This window comes from Carboxydocella thermautotrophica, assembly GCA_003054495.1.
In the GTDB taxonomy this organism is placed as follows: Bacteria; Bacillota.
The window spans coordinates 1673391-1690422 of record CP028514.1 but is presented as its reverse complement, the minus strand read 5'-3'; the positions used below and the strand labels follow the sequence as shown (position 1 = coordinate 1690422).

9 protein-coding genes are annotated in these 17032 nt (G+C 48.7%); all 9 read left to right on the top strand.

The genetic code is table 11. The annotated features are described in order from the left end of the window. Positions 1–14: 14 nt before the first annotated feature. The 9 genes from CTH_RS08540 (at position 15) to resB (ending at position 17029) form a co-directional block, all read left to right on the top strand. Positions 15–8393 carry a cytochrome c3 family protein gene (locus CTH_RS08540; RefSeq protein WP_107753557.1) on the top strand — a complete coding sequence of 2793 codons (8379 nt, stop codon included), beginning with the start codon at positions 15–17 and terminating at the stop codon, positions 8391–8393. Positions 8394–8451: 58 nt separating this feature from the next. Then, positions 8452–9663: a cytochrome c biogenesis ResB family protein gene (locus tag CTH_RS08535; RefSeq protein ID WP_107753555.1), complete on the top strand. Its 1212-nt coding sequence runs from the start codon at positions 8452–8454 to the stop codon at positions 9661–9663. Continuing rightward, positions 9653–10477: a cytochrome c biogenesis protein CcsA gene (ccsA, locus tag CTH_RS08530; RefSeq protein ID WP_107753554.1), complete on the top strand. Its 825-nt coding sequence runs from the start codon at positions 9653–9655 to the stop codon at positions 10475–10477. Before CTH_RS08535 ends, ccsA (CTH_RS08530) begins: the two co-directional genes overlap by 11 nt. Positions 10478–10485: 8 nt before the next feature. Next, a complete protein-coding gene (locus CTH_RS08525; RefSeq protein ID WP_078666065.1) occupies positions 10486–11670 on the top strand; it encodes a cytochrome c biogenesis ResB family protein in 1185 nt (394 codons plus the stop codon). Then, the gene (gene ccsA, locus CTH_RS08520) at positions 11663–12454 is read left to right on the top strand and encodes a cytochrome c biogenesis protein CcsA (protein WP_078666066.1); all 792 of its coding nucleotides are present in this window, start codon (positions 11663–11665) and stop codon (positions 12452–12454) included. The genes CTH_RS08525 and ccsA (CTH_RS08520) overlap by 8 nt, the downstream gene beginning before the upstream one ends. Before the next feature lie 8 nt (positions 12455–12462). Next, positions 12463–12780, top strand: coding sequence for a hypothetical protein (locus CTH_RS08515; RefSeq protein WP_078666067.1), 318 nt, complete (start codon positions 12463–12465; stop codon positions 12778–12780). A 19-nt stretch (positions 12781–12799) separates the two neighbouring features. Further along, complete coding sequence (locus CTH_RS08510) at positions 12800–14254, top strand: B12-binding domain-containing radical SAM protein (RefSeq protein ID WP_107753552.1); 1455 nt, start codon at positions 12800–12802, stop codon at positions 14252–14254. A 115-nt stretch (positions 14255–14369) separates the two neighbouring features. After that, entirely contained in the window at positions 14370–15560 is a 1191-nt protein-coding gene (locus tag CTH_RS08505; RefSeq protein WP_078666069.1) for an Ig-like domain-containing protein, read from the top strand. 134 nt (positions 15561–15694) lie between these two features. Next, positions 15695–17029: a cytochrome c biogenesis protein ResB gene (gene resB, locus CTH_RS08500; protein WP_159071894.1), complete on the top strand. Its 1335-nt coding sequence runs from the start codon at positions 15695–15697 to the stop codon at positions 17027–17029. Positions 17030–17032: the final 3 nt, after the last annotated feature.

Sequence of the window (17032 nt, the reverse complement as noted above, 5' to 3'; positions counted from 1 at the left end):
AGGAGGGGGACGGAATGAAAAAAACAGTCTTGTCTACTGGAAAATTTAATATATTCCTCCTGACCGTCGGGTGCTGGCTCGCCTTTATCAGCTGGGCCTGGGCCTGGCCGAATGGCAAACTGGATACCGCCAGTGAGAAGAATTATTGTAATTCCTGTCATGATACCAGGGGCGGGGGAACTGTGACGCTCCTGGATGTATCTGTCAACGGAACAAGTAAGGGAGCAGTGTCTGAAGTCAGCCTTACTGCTGGTCAGGCGCTTGAGATTACTTATCGGGTCACAGGATTGGGCTACGGATTAAACGGAACTGTAGCAGGTGCCGTCCAGGTACCTGCTACTTACCAGTGGCAAGTGGCTAATCCTGATACTCCCTGGAGTGATAATGGCCAATCTGATCTGACCCCCTGGGCTGTTGCCAAACAGGATACAGCCAAAAATGCGCCTTTGTATAGTCCTTTTATGTTTGTTACTGATTTTCCTGCTAATTCTACTCCGGTTAATCAGCAGGGGGTTACATTGGATGATGGTAGCAATGGAACTCCCGGAGACCGTAACCGTAAACTTCATGATGAAGTATTTAAGGTTAAACTGATTCCCCCGGCTACTCAAGGGGTTTATACTATTTATGTGCAGGGGATAGGCCGCGATAGTACCGGCAATCTGGCTTATGCTCAACAGGCAGTTACTGTGAAGGTTGTCGCTACACCAACTCTGCAGCCCCATGGCAAGTTTACTGACCCGGGGCGGCAGGACCTTTGCAAACTGTGTCATTCTACCCATTCAGCCCATGGTTATCAGCTGGTCTTGAAAGACACTGTTGCTGAGACCTGTTATGTCTGCCATGACGGTACAGCTTCAATTTATGATGTCAAAAGCCAGTTTGATGTTCAGGTTAATACCTCCCACCATAAGGTGCCGGAGGGCAAAACCTTTTGTCAGGATTGTCACAATCCCCACTTCAGCAACACAGACTCTACCAGTGCAGTAACGGGAAAGAAAAACGGCTCCATTCGCTTGCTGGCAGCCCAGCGCAATGTTAACGGGACGCTCAAAGGCCCTAATTATAGTGGCAATGATGTCTGCTGGACCTGTCACGGAGCTCCTTCGGATCTACCCAGGCCTTTTGGAATTGATCATCAGACTTTTTTTGCTAATTCCGTTCATAATATTGGCAATGACCCCAATAGTTTAATGCAATATGCCAGCGTTGATGCTAACCTGAATCCGGTGGCACCGACCAGCAGCCCCCAGACTGATGGGATCGCCATGGTGGAGCGAGAGCCCATTACTGGCGAATCTGCAACCGGAACCATGATCGCCTGTCTGAATTGCCATAAACCTCATGGTTCCTCTAATTACCCGCTTTTGCGCTGGGAGAATAAGGCCAATCTTTGTATTAACTGTCATGTTAGTAAAGGTTTTAATTATTACCAATATAGTTCGCAAAACAAGATCTATAATTCCAGTAATGCTTTTACAGGTTCAATCCATGACCAGAAGTTTGCGGCCTGGAATGGCTGTATGATGTGCCATGAACCCCATGGCTCAAAATATCAATTTATGATTACAGCACCTTTTGTTAACAAACCTTATCCGACGGCAGTAACTCATAACCGTAATGAGTTGTGTTTTAAATGCCATGACTACCGTTATTACTGGAATAATGGCAGTAACCCCATTGTAGGTAGCCGTTTCGGCAATGGCAATGGTCGCAACTATCACTGGCACGTGAATAGTTATAAACTCTCTTGTCGGACATGTCATGATCCTCATACAGGTAGTAACCAGTATTTTGATCTAAGTAATACCAATGCCTATAAGAACGGAACCAAAGTAAATAACTCTAACTGGAATTTGAATAACCCGGTCAATATCAGTTTTGACTGGTCTTATCTCCTCAATGCGGTGAGTCCGGCCAATGGCCGTCTGGCCTTTTATGCTACCGGTACCGACAGCCAGGGCAATGCCACCGGCTATGCCTGTTATTTGAATTGTAAAGCTAACCATACGCCAAAAGGATATTTGCGTAATCCTTATGCAGGTCCTGCTCTGAACTGTGCAGCCTGCCATGACCAGAATGAATTTGACAAAAACTCATCCCATCCCATTATTTATGCGGGTACATCCAGTGGCAAAAAGGTATCCTGTGATACCTGCCACGAACCGGATCATACCAAACATACGGGTTCTAACCCCTATGGTTTGAAAAACCCGGTCGCCTGGACCGACCCTGTCTCAGGGACAGCGGTTACGCCGGACCCGGTCAGTGTGCCCAATTTTGCTACAACCGAGTATCGCGACTGGTGTTTTACCTGTCATGGTACTACCAGGCATATTACCGAGGATTATCAGGCCAACTTTACCGGCAAGCCCCATGCCAGCTTGAGCCGGAGCAACAGTAAATATGGCACTACTGCTGATGGGGTAAGCAAGGATCAGCCCTGTCTGGTCTGCCATGAACACCATGCTTCGACTAACGTGCGTTTGCTGCGGCGGGATATTGATACTACCGATACTCATGCGATTGATGCTGATACTGATGTTGGTAAGGTAAATGCCTGTCTGGATTGCCATGATGGTTATCCGGCCAAACAGGATATTCGGAAGCTCTATTATGCTGAGACTTCTGCCGGCCATTTTATCAAGTCTGTAGATTCTACCAAAAAACTGCTATGTACCGAATGTCATAGCCCTCATGGTACGACCAACGCCAAGTATCTCTGGGATCGGGACAAATACGGTACCTTGCAGTTTGCCGGAACGGCCTGGCCGACCAATAAGACCGGCAGTAGTTTTAACGTCAGGGAGTTTTGCCTGGTCTGTCACCCGACTTCAGACCAGCCCAGCCGTGTCTACTATACCGGTAATACTATCAAAGTGACTTCCAGTGACCAGCCGGCTAACAGCTATAAAATCACTATCAAACCGTTGCCGGCCAGCATTGCTTCTCATAGCAGTACATCAACGGATAAATGCGATATCTGTCATGATCCTCATAAGCCCTGGCCGGCTACAGGCTCTAATGCCGATTGCTATCTCTGCCATGGCAAACGGGGTGAGGCCTATAATATCGAGGCATTGATGGGGCAAGAAGGAACTTTGAGTGCAGGGAAAATCAGCCGTCATAAGATTTATGATCCCAACACAGCTGATACCAATGATTGTATGACCAAATGTCACCTGGCTCACCCGCATAATCCGCGTTCCAATAATATCAAGGCGGTAGATGAAAAGACCCTGTGCTTCAATTGCCATGATACAAACGGGGCACCGGGACCACAGCCGCGGATTGACATGCTGAAATATGCGGGTAAGCCCCATGATTACGTGAAACAGGAACACTCCTACAGTGACGGCAGTGGTTTCGGCAATAACTGTACCAAGTGCCATAATCCTCACGGTTCTGATTATAAGCCTTTGTTGAAGTGGGCCAATGGCGATACTCTGTGTTATCAATGTCATGATGGTCTGCATACTGATGGTAATGGGGCTACGATTAGCAATATCAAGACATTGTATCAGGCTTATGGCCATTATCTAAAAAGCGACCCAACCAAGAAGCTGAAATGTGCCGATTGTCATTTCCCGCATGGAACTTCCAATACAAAGTACCTGCGGGATGCTGATGTCAGTGAAGCCATCTATACTAATGGGGATACCAACCAGTTACGCACTTTCCCCAGCAATATTGGCAGCAATGACAGCCGCCGTCCTTTTTGTACGGTTTGCCATTTGCCCAATAACCAGGATGCCAGTGCGGATTTTGTGCGCTGGGTTGATCCCGATCTGCCTGGCGGCCAGATTGATCTTGCTGAATTGCCCCTGGTAGGGCCCAAGAGTGGTATTACTTTGAGTGAGCATACGGCAGTAAGCACCGCTAACTGTATGGCCTGTCATAACCCCCATGACCCGCGGCCGGTGGGGTCCAACAAGGATTGTTACAAATGTCATGGCGGGTCCAGCGCTTTAGCGCCCAATATAGACCAGTTAGCCGGTTTGTGGGATGGAACTCAAAACACCTGGCCTGACGGGCAAGGTGGCAGGACGACAACCAGTACGATTGTGTCCTACCATAAAATAACTGATGCGCTGTCACCTGATACCAATACCTGTATGACCAATTGTCATAAACCTCATTCCCATAACCCGAAAGCGGATTTGATCAAAGACCGCACTGGTGCCAGTGGTGATGTAACACCACCTAATGCTCCCAGCGGTTTAAGTGCCCAGGCGCTGGCCAAGAGTCTGGTGAAGGTCAGCTGGACTCCATCTGATTCCAGTGACATTTTTGGATACTATATCTACCGTAATGATTTCACCGATGCCAATGCTATTGGGGTGATCAATAACACCAGCACTACTGGTACAGTGTCCTTCTATGATGGCGCAGTAAGAGGCACACCACCATTTACTTATAAGATTAAGGCCTTTGACAGAGCAGGTAATAGTACCTGGCTGAATACAACCGTGAACGTATCACCAGCCTATACTTCGGATACAACTGCTCCCAGTGCGCCTGCTGACTTGAAGGCGGTAGCCCTGAATAGTGCCCGGATCAGTCTGACCTGGTCGCGCAGTACTGACGCCTCCGGGGTGAAAGGATATTATATCTATCGCAGTACAGATGGCACTAACTTTAGCCGCATTGGCTTTAGCGGTACTACCAGTTTTGTGGATGCACCGGGCTTGAATAATGGCATTTTGCCCAATACAACCTACTGGTATAAAGTTACGGCAATCGATAAAACCCTGGATTTAGGCGGCACTGGTAATGAATCCGGTTATAGCAATGTTGCCTCGGTCACTACACCAACTGCAACTATACCTGTAACCAATGGACTTTACAAGTCGGGTAGCAATGTGGTCGAATTCTTTGACTATCAGAACGGTCGCACCAATATTTTCCCGGCTGGCACTAATATCCGGGTTAAGGTGACTACCAGTACCATTAATAATGCTACTACGCGGCGGGTAATTGTTTACAGTAAGACTGGCGGGCAGTTAGCAACTTATACTATGAGCCAGACCAGTACTAGCGCACCTTACACTTATGAGGTGACCTTTACCCGTTCGACCCCGGGTCTCTACTATTTCCTGGTTGAGGTCTCAAGCGGAGCAGGTACAATTAGGGCTTATGAGGCGGTGGAAATTGCAGCAACTACCGAACATTATCGCACATATGAAGATAGTGGCTATACGACAGAAAAGCTGGAGTTCCAGGCCGGGCAGGTTGTTTATGGTGAAGTTTCGGCCAATGTCAATGGTACTATCGGCACCACTACTGCAACTCTATACAGAATGGATGGAACTACAGCAGCCACTTTGACTGCCAGCAACGTAGCTTATAACGGTAACTATATCCGCTTCCAGGTGACCTGGCCCAGTGGCCTGAATGCCGGAGACTGGTATTCTTTGTATATCCGGGTACGCAACACCGGCGGCACCACGTTGGTCAATGAATACAAGCTGCTGAAGAATTATGCCGTTGATACTACTCCGCCTTCAGCGCCGACGATTAGCAGCTTGCAGCCTGGCAGCAACAGTGTAGTTGTAAACTGGTCGGCGTCCACTCCTGCCGATGATGTGGCTGGCTATAGTATCTATCGCAGCAGTGATGGGACTAACTACATCAAGGTAGGCTCGGTGGATGCGGCAAACTTGAGCTTTACTGATAGCGGCTTAAAAGGAAATACCCAGTACTGGTATCGTGTCAGTGCCTTTGATTTGAGTGGCAATGCTTCAACCGGTGCTGCTGTAACGACAACAACTGCTGCTGAGCCGGTGGATAATGTGGCTCCGCCTCCTCCGGCAGGGGTTAATGCTACTCCCATCAAGGATATTGTCACCGGCAGTATGGCCGTAGAGTTAACCTGGGCTCCGGCTAGCGCTGCTGATGGAGTAGTGGGCTATAACATCTACCGGATTGTGCCCGGGTTCAGTCAACCTTTGAAGGTGGGTTCCACTACCGGTACTACCTGGACGGACCTCTATCTCAAAGGTACCACCAGTTATAGTTACTACGTTACAGCCTTTGACCTGGAGGGGAACGAATCCAGTTTCAGTACCAAGGTAACAGCTTTGACTCTGGTTGATCCCATGGCATCACTGGAGCGAGCCCTGTGTATGACCTGTCACGACGGCACCGGCTCACCGCCTGGGGCGCCTGTAATCGGTACATCTTATAACAGTAGCAAACATAACGTGGATGTACCGGTGGACACCTTTAGTGATGGCAGTATTTACTATGGTAACTGTACCAAGTGCCATGTGCCCCATGGTTCTCAGTATCCCAGCTTGCTGAAGAAAGCCAAGGATAATGAACTGTGCTTTGATTGTCACACCAACGCCTCCAGCAATTACAAATATTCCGGTCGCCGTACCTTTGAAATGTCGGCGCACAGCCGGACCACAGATTCGCCTTCCGGAACGCCCATAGTTTTCCCGAATAGCTATGGAACCGGGGGCACCAGGGATCCCAATAGTGCAGCCGATAAAGCGACTTATGCTGGTAAATGCTTTAACTGTCATACTCCGCACGGTAAGTTTGTGCCGACAGAGCATGGCGGAGATGGCGTGAGTGTGACCAGAGCTTCGACCCTGGATAGCTATCGCTTTACGGTGGGTGCTGATACCTTTATCAGTGTCAATGCTCTCTGTGAAGGATGTCATGCTGCTGTAAGTTTTGGTGCCTGGAATGGTTTTACCATTTACAACAAAACTGCCCATGGCAATAAAAATAACTTGTTGGTCCGCTGGGATAACGAATCTGCACCCAGTGAATGCACCAACTGCCATGATCCCCATGGCACCGATTATGGCAGCATGTTGAAATTGCCCATGAATACCGATGCTGTAGACAGCAATGGTAATAGTTTGAAGAACAGTGTTTGTTTCTGGTGCCATGATAAGCCAGAAGTGATTGCTCAAACTTACTGGTTCCGGGGTAAGGCAGCCTATAATGCCTCGGAACATGCCAGCAAAGCTAAGTGGTATGATTCAGCCACAGGGCAATCGGCCATGTTTGTTCCCGGTAACTGTATGAACTGTCACAGCCCTCATGGCAAGGAGGACCCGAGCAATCCGGGCAATCCTTATCCGAAGCAGTTGTTGAAAAATCCGGACAATAACGAGCTCTGCTATAATTGCCATGACAGTGTGGCCCTGGTGAAAAAGGTTTATGGAACAGGGGTTTACTGGTACGAAGCTGCTGCTCCTGGTTATCCGACCGTCTACTGGAAAGGTGGTACCAATAATAATGATAACACCATTCCAGATACCGAACTGGTGGATCCGGCTGTGAAGATAGCCGGTCAGAGCCTGTTCTCTGTCAGCTCCCATGGCTCTAATGCCAATGCCAAATGGCCGGGCGGAACAGAGGGTGGTAATTATACCCAGGCCAGTAATGCAGCAGGTGCCTGTTATAACTGCCATGATCCCCATGGCTCAGGTTACCAGAGCTCGACCTTGAAACCAGCTTCAGACCTGTGTTTCACCTGTCATGATGGTACAGGCCCCTCAAGCAAGAATGTGGCTGGTCAGTTCGATGGCACGGTAGGGCATACGGTTAAAGATCCTAATTACATTGCCCGCCATGTGCCCGGCCAGGACCCGGCTCAGATGAACTATGATGATAACTCCAAGACAGTACAGTGTGTAGACTGTCATAATACGCACATCCTGAAGACAAAAGACACTTTCGTTCGGGACAACCTGAAAGCTTCGGGGATTGACGTCAATGGTAACTTCAAACAGGTAGCTGACTTCCAGTATGAAGTATGTATCAAGTGTCACAGTACTTTTGGCAGCAAGACCACCTTGCCCACGGGCTGGTCGGATGTACGCAGTCGCTTCCAGACCACTCATGATTCGCACCACGGTGTGTTCGGGGTAAAAGGGACCAATACTTATGTTAACTCTACCACTCTTACTACTTATGGTCTCAATATCCTGAACCGGACTCCTCCGGCTGGGCAGGGAAAAGTTTTGTGCTCTGATTGCCACTATACCCATACTGGTACTGATGTCAGCAATCCATATAACCTGAAGCTCAGTACGGATACTGCAGTTAGCAGTGCGCCGCTGATTGTAAAGCACTGTACCTTGTGCCATAAGCCGACATCCTATGGTTACACTACAAGTACTGGTTCACGGTTCTCCAATCATAGTAAAGGGGATCACAAAACCAGCAATGGTTGTTATGAATGCCATGGTGACCCGAGTGTTAAAGGCTATATGCACGGTTTTACCTGGAACGGGTATGGCAAGTTCATTCGCGGCCGGGCAATTGCCGAATACTATCCATCTAACATTGGTTCTAAGAACGGGTGCTACTTGTTACAGGGAACCTGTGGCAGTCATACCACCAGAACTTCCCGAACCAGTGGCAGTTAATTTCATTACAGAAGGGCCCAGCCTCTGAGCCGGGCCCTTCTCTTCACAAGGTGATGTTATGTTGATTTATCAATTACTAAAATCCAAAAAAGTGGCCTATATCTTAATCATTGCCCTGGGCCTGTATATCTTCCTGGGTGTAGCCCGCGGTCTGCCCAGCGGACAGTATGATACCGGTTTTTTTCGCAGCACACCTCTACAAGTTTTGCTGGTTTTACTGCTTATCAACACAGCAGCCTGCATGGTAGCACAGATACGTAAGCGATGGCGCTTGTACAGGAAATTAAGGATTACCGAGAGGAAATACCGCTGGCGGGAGCGGTTATGGGTAGAAGGAACTGCCAGGGACTGGCTGATCCGGCAGGGGTTCCGGCCTTTAGGTCCCGTAGTTTGGGCTCGTCGCCTCTATGGGTTGACTTTTATCATTCTTTTTCATTTCTCCTTCTTATTAATAGGACTTGGTTATCTCTGGAGTGCCTGGGGCCGTATCGAAGGCCTGGTTCCGGTTACGGCAGGGGAACAGGTACCCTTGACCAGGGAAAGCTTCTCCCTTTTGCAACAGGGGCCCTATGGTCGCCTGAATACGGAACAGTGGCGACTGGAAGTGGAGCAAATTCATGTTAACTATCCAGCCCAGGGCTGGCCCCAGGATGTCCAGGGGCAATTTAAGCTCTGGCACAATGATGTTCAAGTCAAATCAGGAAAGTTAAGCAAGGTACCCCCTGTGAGCTACTATGGCCATGATTTCAATGTCTGGGATTTCGGTTTTGCTCCCTATCTAGAACTCAGCCAGGGAGACCAGCTCCTGCTCAGCGGCTATGTCTCCCTGGCCACTATCACCAGGGGAGACCAGAAGTTCAGTCGTGACTCTCTGATATTGCCTGATGGGAGAGAAATAGAGATAGAATTTTTACCCCGGGGGCAGGATGCAGACTGGGGAAAACCGGACAAGTTTATGTACCCCAGTGAACCGCTGGTAAAAATCAGTTCAGGAGGACAGTCCCTGGTTTTACCATTGCACAGTTCCGGTGACCTGGGGCAATTTAAAATTAAAACAGGTGATTTTCGCTATTATCTCCAGGTGAAAATTATTAAAGATTATGGCATGGTTCTGATTTTTATAGCCTTCTGGCTGGGTTTAGGAGCTCTAGCAGGGCATTATCTGTTGCCCGCTTCTTTTGCGTGCATTGGACATGAGGGGGAAAAGGAAGTAATATATTTATATACCTGGTCCACATTTCCCCTGAGGAGGACAGAGAATGAACATTGAAGTAGCAGAAATCACTCTTTTCTGGCTGGCAGTTATTTTATATGCGGCTGCAACTGTGCTGGCAGCAATTGGAGTCGTGTGGACCAAGCAGAATTTACAGCGGGCCTGCAATATAATCTTTGTCCTGGCGCTTGTTCCCCATGGGATAGCGATAATTCTGCGCTGGCTAGCCACAGGTCATGGTCCCTATTTACAAACTTACGAGATTGTTTCCTCTGATGCCTGGGTTGGAGCTGCTCTGTTCATGCTCTTGCTCTGGCGCCTGCCCAGGCTAATGCCAGCAGCATTATTCGTTTATCCACTTACCTTGGTGTTTTCTGGCTGGGCCCTGCTTTCGTCCCGGGAAATCAGCCAGATCCCGGCTACCTTTCAGACTATCTGGCTAATCATTCATATCATTTTTGCCAAATTCGCCTATGGTAGCGCGCTGCTCAGTTCTGCCCTGGCTGCTATCTATTTGTTGAAAACAGGCAGCACAAAGTCCGGCTGGCTGCAGCGGGTGCCAGAACCAAACTGGCTGGATTACTATAGTTATCGCCTGACGGCCTTTGCTTTTTTAATGGTGGGAGTAATGATTGTGGCCGGGGCTATCTGGGCCAACCAGGCCTGGGGGTACTACTGGGCCTGGGATCCCATTGAGACCTGGTCCCTGATTTCCTGGCTGCTTTATGGTTTATACTTGCATTACCGCTTTACTGGAGGCAAGCCGCGGCGGGCTGCCCTGCTGAACTTGCTCTCTTTATTAATCTTACTGATCACATTGTTTGCAGTTCCTTACCTTTATGATACTGTTCATTCAGAATATATGAGTTGAGGTGTGCCATGAACATCCGCCGACTTACCATTGCTCTCTGGTTTATTTTGCTGGTTTTTATCCTAATCCTAGTTCTGGTTCCTCAGGAAAACATCTACGGGGCCAATGGTATCGCTAAATGGGTGGCCAGCAACGGAAGCTGGGCAGTCTGGGTTGACCGGCTGGGATTAACTCATTTTGCTGCTACCTGGCCTTTTAAACTGGGGGTAGGAGTTTTTGCCCTGGTGGCACTTTATTCACTCTTGCAACAGTTTGCACTGGCGTATCAACAATGGTGTCGCGGCGGCATTGGTGGCCGCTGGCAGCCAGTGAAGTTGAAGCAAAAACCAGCAGATAATTGGTGGCAAAAAGCAGGGCTAAAACAGGTTAACCAGGGCTGGCTGCGCCATCCTGTTAGCCTTTTTGCCATTCCCCTTTTTCATCTGGCGCTCATCCTGATTATCATTGGCGGCGCAGTCACCTATCTTTTGCGCGTTCAGGCTACTGTTTCCTTGACTGAAGGACAGGCCTTCACCGGCCAACAACAGCTGGAAGAAATAAAAAAGGGCCCCTGGGCGGACATTAAATTTCCGGCAGAATATCTGGGCCTGGATAAGTTTGATGCTAATGCAACTGAACCGGCAGCCTATGTGGTCAGACTAACCAGCAAGGGAGAAGTGCTGGCCCGGGAAAAAATAGCTGTGAATGAGAATCTGCAATGGCATGGCTATACTCTCTATCTGGCCCGGAGCGGTTATGCTCCCGGCCTGGAAGTGAAAGAAGGCTCCAAGGTGTTGCTGGCTGGCTATGTTGCCATTAAGGAAGAAAGCGGGCAGGGTGAAATAAAGCTGCCCGGTGAACAAGCCCTTTCCCTTGCTTATGATCAAAAAAACCAGCAGCTGTTAGTCAATGGTCTGCCATTAAACCAGGGGGAAACCAGAACCTTACCGCAAGGCCTAACTGTCGCTTTTATCGATTTGCGTTACTGGGCGTCATTTTTGCTGGTAAAAGACCCGGGGCTGTACTGGATTGTGGCTGGTAGTTCCGCAGGTATAATCGCTTTGTTCTTCTGGTTATTCCGGCCGCCGCTGGAAATAGTACTGAACGAAGAAAAAGGGAATTGGATTTTGAAAGCCAGACGGAAACAATGGCAGAGCGGGATAGTGGCTGAACTGCGGCAAGTAATGCAAAAAGGAGAGGTACTGGGTGAGTAAAGTCGAAGTTATTTTCTACTGGCTGGCTGTACTGTTGTATGCTGGCTCCCTTTTTATGTCAGCTGTAAAAATCATCTGGAAAAAAGAACAGGGCAGGCTGGATTTGTACTTAGCCACTGCCGGTTTTCTTGCGCACACTGCGGCTTTACTCTATCGCTGGTACCGGGTCGGTCATGGGCCGTATGTCGATTTTGCGGAAGTAGTTCCTGCTGATGCCTGGGCGGGCATGGCTGGTTTCCTCTGGCTTTGCTATTATAAGCCCCGCTTTAGAACTTTGCTTTTATTTGTTGCGCCGGCTACTATGCTGGCTTTGGGAGCGGCAGTTTTAAATTCAGACCAGATGGAAAGCATTCCTCTAACCTACCGTAGTTTCTGGCTCTACCTGCACGTGTTGTTCGCTAAACTGGCCTATGGCAGTGCCTTGCTGGCGGCAGGTACAGGAGCCTACTATTTGCTGCACAAGCGGAAAGGCAACAATGTGGCTGAAGTAGATGATCTAACCTATCGTTTCCTGGCCCTGGCCTTTTTAATGCTGGCTATCATGATGATTACCGGGGCCCTCTGGGCCAACCAGTCCTGGGGCCGATACTGGGCCTGGGACCCTGTAGAAACCTGGGCGATGATTAGCTGGTTGATTTACGGACTGGTACTGCATTTACGCTTCACTTATGGCTGGCGTGGCGAAAAGGCGGCCTGGCTGGCGATAGGGGCATTTGTTCTGATTATATTTGCCTATTTTGGCGTCCCATACATCTATCAATCCATTCATGAACATTTGAAATAGGTGAGAAGATGAAAGACTGGTTAATTGTTACCAACAGTTTTATCCATGATACGGCAACAGGGCTGTGGCTGGCAGGGCTGTTTCTGCTGGGGAAAATCAAGGCCAGTTATGGTCAGGACGCTCTTTTCTGGGAGCTTAACACCTGGGTTTGGCTAGCGCTAGTGCTCATTCTGGTCACCGGTGCCCTGCGCGGTATCAGTTTCCGTTATTATGGCTGGACCGGGGATGTAGCGCGGGAGCGCAAACGCTTATTGCTGATTAAACACGGTATATTAGGGGTAGTATGGACTGCAGGTTTAATTTACCACTGGCAGTTATTACACTAGCAGCAGGAGGTGAGCGGTAATGAAAGTATTGTTAATCACTCCGTCTTATCATGCCGGCGTGGTGGAAGCAGCTGGTTCCTGGCCTAACCTTGGTCTAGTTTACCTGGCCGGGCATTTGAGGGCGGCCGGGCATGAAGTGGTTATCTATGATGCCATGACTAAAGGGCATGACCTGGCGCAGATTAAAGCCAGGATTGAACAGGAAAGGCCCCGGGTAGTGGGGACCACCTCCTATACAGCCTCAGCGCCAGCTGCCAGCCAGGTTTTACAAGTGGCTAAAGCCGTTGATCCATCGATTCTGACAGTGTTTGGCGGTATCCATGCTAACTTTATGTACGAGGAAATGTTGAAGGACTGGCCCTGGGTTGACGTAGTAGTGCGGGGAGAGGGAGAAGAGACCCTGCCGGAATTGCTGGACAGCTGGCCTGATGAAAAGAAACTGGCTCAGGTAAAAGGCATTGCCTGGCGCAACCAGCGGGGAGAAATCATCGTTAATCCAGCCAGACCTTTTCTGCCTGACCTGGACCGGCTGATTCCGGCCTGGGATCTGGTCGAGTGGGAGGACTATACTTTTTATGTTCTACCCGGCTCCCGTCTGGGTCTGGTCAATTCCAGCCGGGGTTGTCCCCATCAGTGCGCCTTTTGTTCTCAGCAAAAATTCTGGCAACAGAGCTACCGGGAACGCAGTGCAGAGAGCTTTGTCAGTGAACTGGAGCATCTGAAACAGACCTACGGGGTCAATGTGGTGATGCTTTCTGATGAATATCCTACCCGTAACCGGGAGCGCTGGGAAAAAATCCTGGATCTGCTGCTGGAACGACAGGTGGGCATGTATCTCCTGCTGGAGACCTGTGTCAGCGATGTTTTGCGGGACCGGGATATTCTTGATAAATACCGGGCAGCGGGGGTTATCCATGTCTATGTAGGGGTAGAGGCTACCGACCAGGCCAGTCTGGATCAATTCAAAAAATCCATCACCTGTGAACAGGGCAGAGAGGCTTTGGCGTTACTTAATGAGGCCAATATTATCAGCGAATGTTCCTTTGTGCTTGGAACCCCGGAAGAAACGCCGGAACATATAGACCAGACTCTGGAATTAGCCAAGCACTACAATCCGGATTTCGCCCACTTCTTATTGCTGGCACCCTGGCCTTATGCTGACCTTTATCCTGAATTGAAACCATTTATTATTGAGCAGGACTACAGTAAGTATAATTTTGTTGAGCCGGTGATCAAGCCCAGGCAAATGGAAGTAGAGGAGCTGGCTCAGGCTGTCCTGAAATGTTATAAAGAATATTATCTGGAAAGAATTGAAACTTATCCAGCTATTCGTGATAGGTTTAAACGGGAATATATGCTGCGTTCTCTCCAGGTTATGATCAATAACTCCTTTTTACGGCGCCATATGCAAAGGGAGGGGCTTTTGCCTGCTGCCATGCAAAAAGCGCTGGAGCTATTGGAATCCGGAATATAGACCGGATTCTTTTTTGTCGAAAAAAAATAAAAGATTTTTGACTGTTTGCGACAATTTTCTCATCCCCGAAAGAGTATAATTGCAACAGAAAGCACAATCCTCAGGGGGATGGAAAATGCGGCGCTGGTTATTGATATTTATGCTGGCTACAATTTTGACTGCTGTAAACTGGAGCGGGCTGGTACCCTGGGCAGATGAGTTATTGAGTTTACCAGCAGAAATGCCTGAACAACCACAGGTGGAGCAACCAGCGAGCCAAACAGCAGAGACATCTGCAGGTAATCCTGTTGCTGAAGATAACACAGAGTCCCAACCGGTTGTGGCTGATTCAGGAGCCACAGAGCAAACCAATCCAGCAGGTACAGGTGAGACTCCACCGCCGCCTCCACTCCCGGAGACGACTGCTGGGGAGGAAAGGATTGTGGCTGTTAGTGAAGATATATATGATAACCAGCCGGATACAGTACAGGTGGGTAGCACACCAGAGCCACCAACCGGTCTAACAGCTGTCGCTACCGGACCAAATACCGTAGAGTTGTCCTGGAATGGAATAACCGGGGATGATGTTCTATATCAGGTCTATATGGCAAAAGAGGGGAATTACTTCAACTGGCTCAAGAATGTGACTACAACTGGAACGACAGTTACAGACTTAATGCCCCTTACGACTTATAATTTTTATGTTCAGCAGGTCGTACAGGGGCAAATCTCTCCCCCTGGTGAAATAGTAACAGTTACTACACAGGCGAACAGCTCGCCGCCAATGGTCACAAGTAAAAAACCAACCGGGACAGGGGTAAAAAGAAATGAGCGGGTAGAAGTAGTCTGGAATGATTGGCTGGATCCAGCAACTATCACACCCAGCAACTTCTATGTAACTGTTAATTTTTCCGGTGTAAAATTACCGGGCAAATATGCCTGGGATGAGAAAACTCGCACCATGTATTTTACCCCGGCTCAACCCTGGTCTGCTAACACATCCTATAAAGTGGTAATAAACTCAGGTATCAAGAGTACCTCTGGTCTGGCAGCAGGTTTCACTTCCTGGGTGTTTACTACAATTAACTCTCCTTTTGTTAGCCCTCACGGCAATTACCTTTTTTCCACTGCTCCCTGTGCCTTGTGTCATTCTGCCCATGCAGCCGGTGGAAGCAAGCTCATAATTAATCAGGCTATTGCCGGCCTCTGTCAGTCCTGCCATGATGGCAGTGGCAGTGTTGTGCTCTTTTTTGATGCGCCCCAAATGGGACATGGCCTTGATTCCAATTGCTGTGCCTGCCATAATCCCCACAGACCCAAACCCTGATACCCGGCTGAAGCTGGGTATATTTTTCGTGTGTGAAGCAAGTCACAAAAATTTCAATTTTTTTTCGACAGGATTATTAGGAAGAGGGGAGAATATTTGATACGGAAGTAGACTTAATGAAAGGATGGGGAGACATGCAAGAACAATCCAAACCAGCACAACGCAGCGGTATAGAGGAGGTCTGGCGCTTTTTCTCCTCGATGAAGCTGGCTCTGTTTGTGCTTCTTATTCTGGCTGTGGCATCAGTGGTAGGAACCTTACTTCCCCAGGACCCACAGACCAGGCAGCCGGTTTATGATATTTACCACAGTTTCTGGTACCGGGGCTTACTGGGGTTACTCAGCATGAATTTGCTGATCTGCAGCCTGGAACGAATTAAACTGATCAGAAAAGCTCTCGGGGAACCCAATACAAAAATTTCAGAAGCTTTTGTTAAAAATTTAAAATTGGCAGGGACCGTACGTCATAAAGCCAGTTTGGCTGAGACGGAAAAAGTCTGGGTTGAAGCACTGGCAGCGAAAGGCTACCGGGTTTTTGCCGATGAGAATGAGGGTAAAAAGATACTGGCAGCAGACCGTGGCCGTTTTGGAGTACTGGGTAGCTTTATTACTCACCTTTCCTTTTTAGTGATTGTCCTGGGAGCTATTTATGGTAATTTTACCGGTTTTGAAACTTATCTGGCCGGTGTGGAAGGCCAAACCATCAGTATGTTGTCCTTGCCAGACATTAAAAACTTTGATCCTGAGGAGAATTTCTCCATTCGCATTAACCGTGCCTGGGAAGAGGGGAGCACATCCACACCGGGTATGGTCAAGGACTGGTATAGTGATCTTTCTGTGATTGAAAACGGAAAAGAGGTATTTCGTAAACGGATCGAAGTTAACGATCCTTTGAAATGGAAAGGCGTTAAGTTCTATCAAAGCAGTTTCCAGGCTGGTCTGCCCGCCCTGAACTTTACCATTGAGGATGAAAAGGGGCAGAAACGGGAAGTAACGGGATTGGAAGGGGAGGTCTTGCCACTGGATAACAACCTTTACCTCAATATCCAGGGGTATGTACCGCAATTCGATCCCAATCAGCCCCAGAACCCGCAAGCTCCTAATGGTAAGCCGGCTGTCCTGTATCAAGTCTTTAAAAACAATCAGCAAATTGCCTATTCATATCAGTATATCGGCCAGGCGGCTCAGGTTGAAAATTATAAAGTGACAGCAAATGGAATCAAAACCGTTAATATGACAGGCTTATCGGTACGGCGAGATCCCGGAGTACCTATTGTTTGGGCAGGTAGTATACTGATGGTGGTGGGGATTTTCCTTTCCTTTATGTTGCAGCACCGGAAAATCTGGGTAGTGCTAAAGCAGGCTGGTAATACTATCATTGCTGAGTACGGGGCTCAGGTTGACAAAAATAAACTGGGGCTGGAGCAGGATCTGGATGAGATTCTGACAGCAGTGCAAGAAAGGGGATAAGCT

Bases quoted from the DNA above. Each gene is read 5' to 3' on its own strand.
- CTH_RS08540 (WP_107753557.1), top strand. From the start codon at position 15: ATGAAAAAAACAGTCTTGTCTACTGGAAAATTTAATATATTCCTCCTG.
- CTH_RS08535 (WP_107753555.1), top strand. From the start codon at position 8,452: ATGTTGATTTATCAATTACTAAAATCCAAAAAAGTGGCCTATATCTTA.
- ccsA (WP_107753554.1), top strand. From the start codon at position 9,653: ATGAACATTGAAGTAGCAGAAATCACTCTTTTCTGGCTGGCAGTTATT.
- CTH_RS08525 (WP_078666065.1), top strand. From the start codon at position 10,486: ATGAACATCCGCCGACTTACCATTGCTCTCTGGTTTATTTTGCTGGTT.
- CTH_RS08515 (WP_078666067.1), top strand. From the start codon at position 12,463: ATGAAAGACTGGTTAATTGTTACCAACAGTTTTATCCATGATACGGCA.
- CTH_RS08510 (WP_107753552.1), top strand. From the start codon at position 12,800: ATGAAAGTATTGTTAATCACTCCGTCTTATCATGCCGGCGTGGTGGAA.
- CTH_RS08505 (WP_078666069.1), top strand. From the start codon at position 14,370: ATGCGGCGCTGGTTATTGATATTTATGCTGGCTACAATTTTGACTGCT.
- resB (WP_159071894.1), top strand. From the start codon at position 15,695: ATGCAAGAACAATCCAAACCAGCACAACGCAGCGGTATAGAGGAGGTC.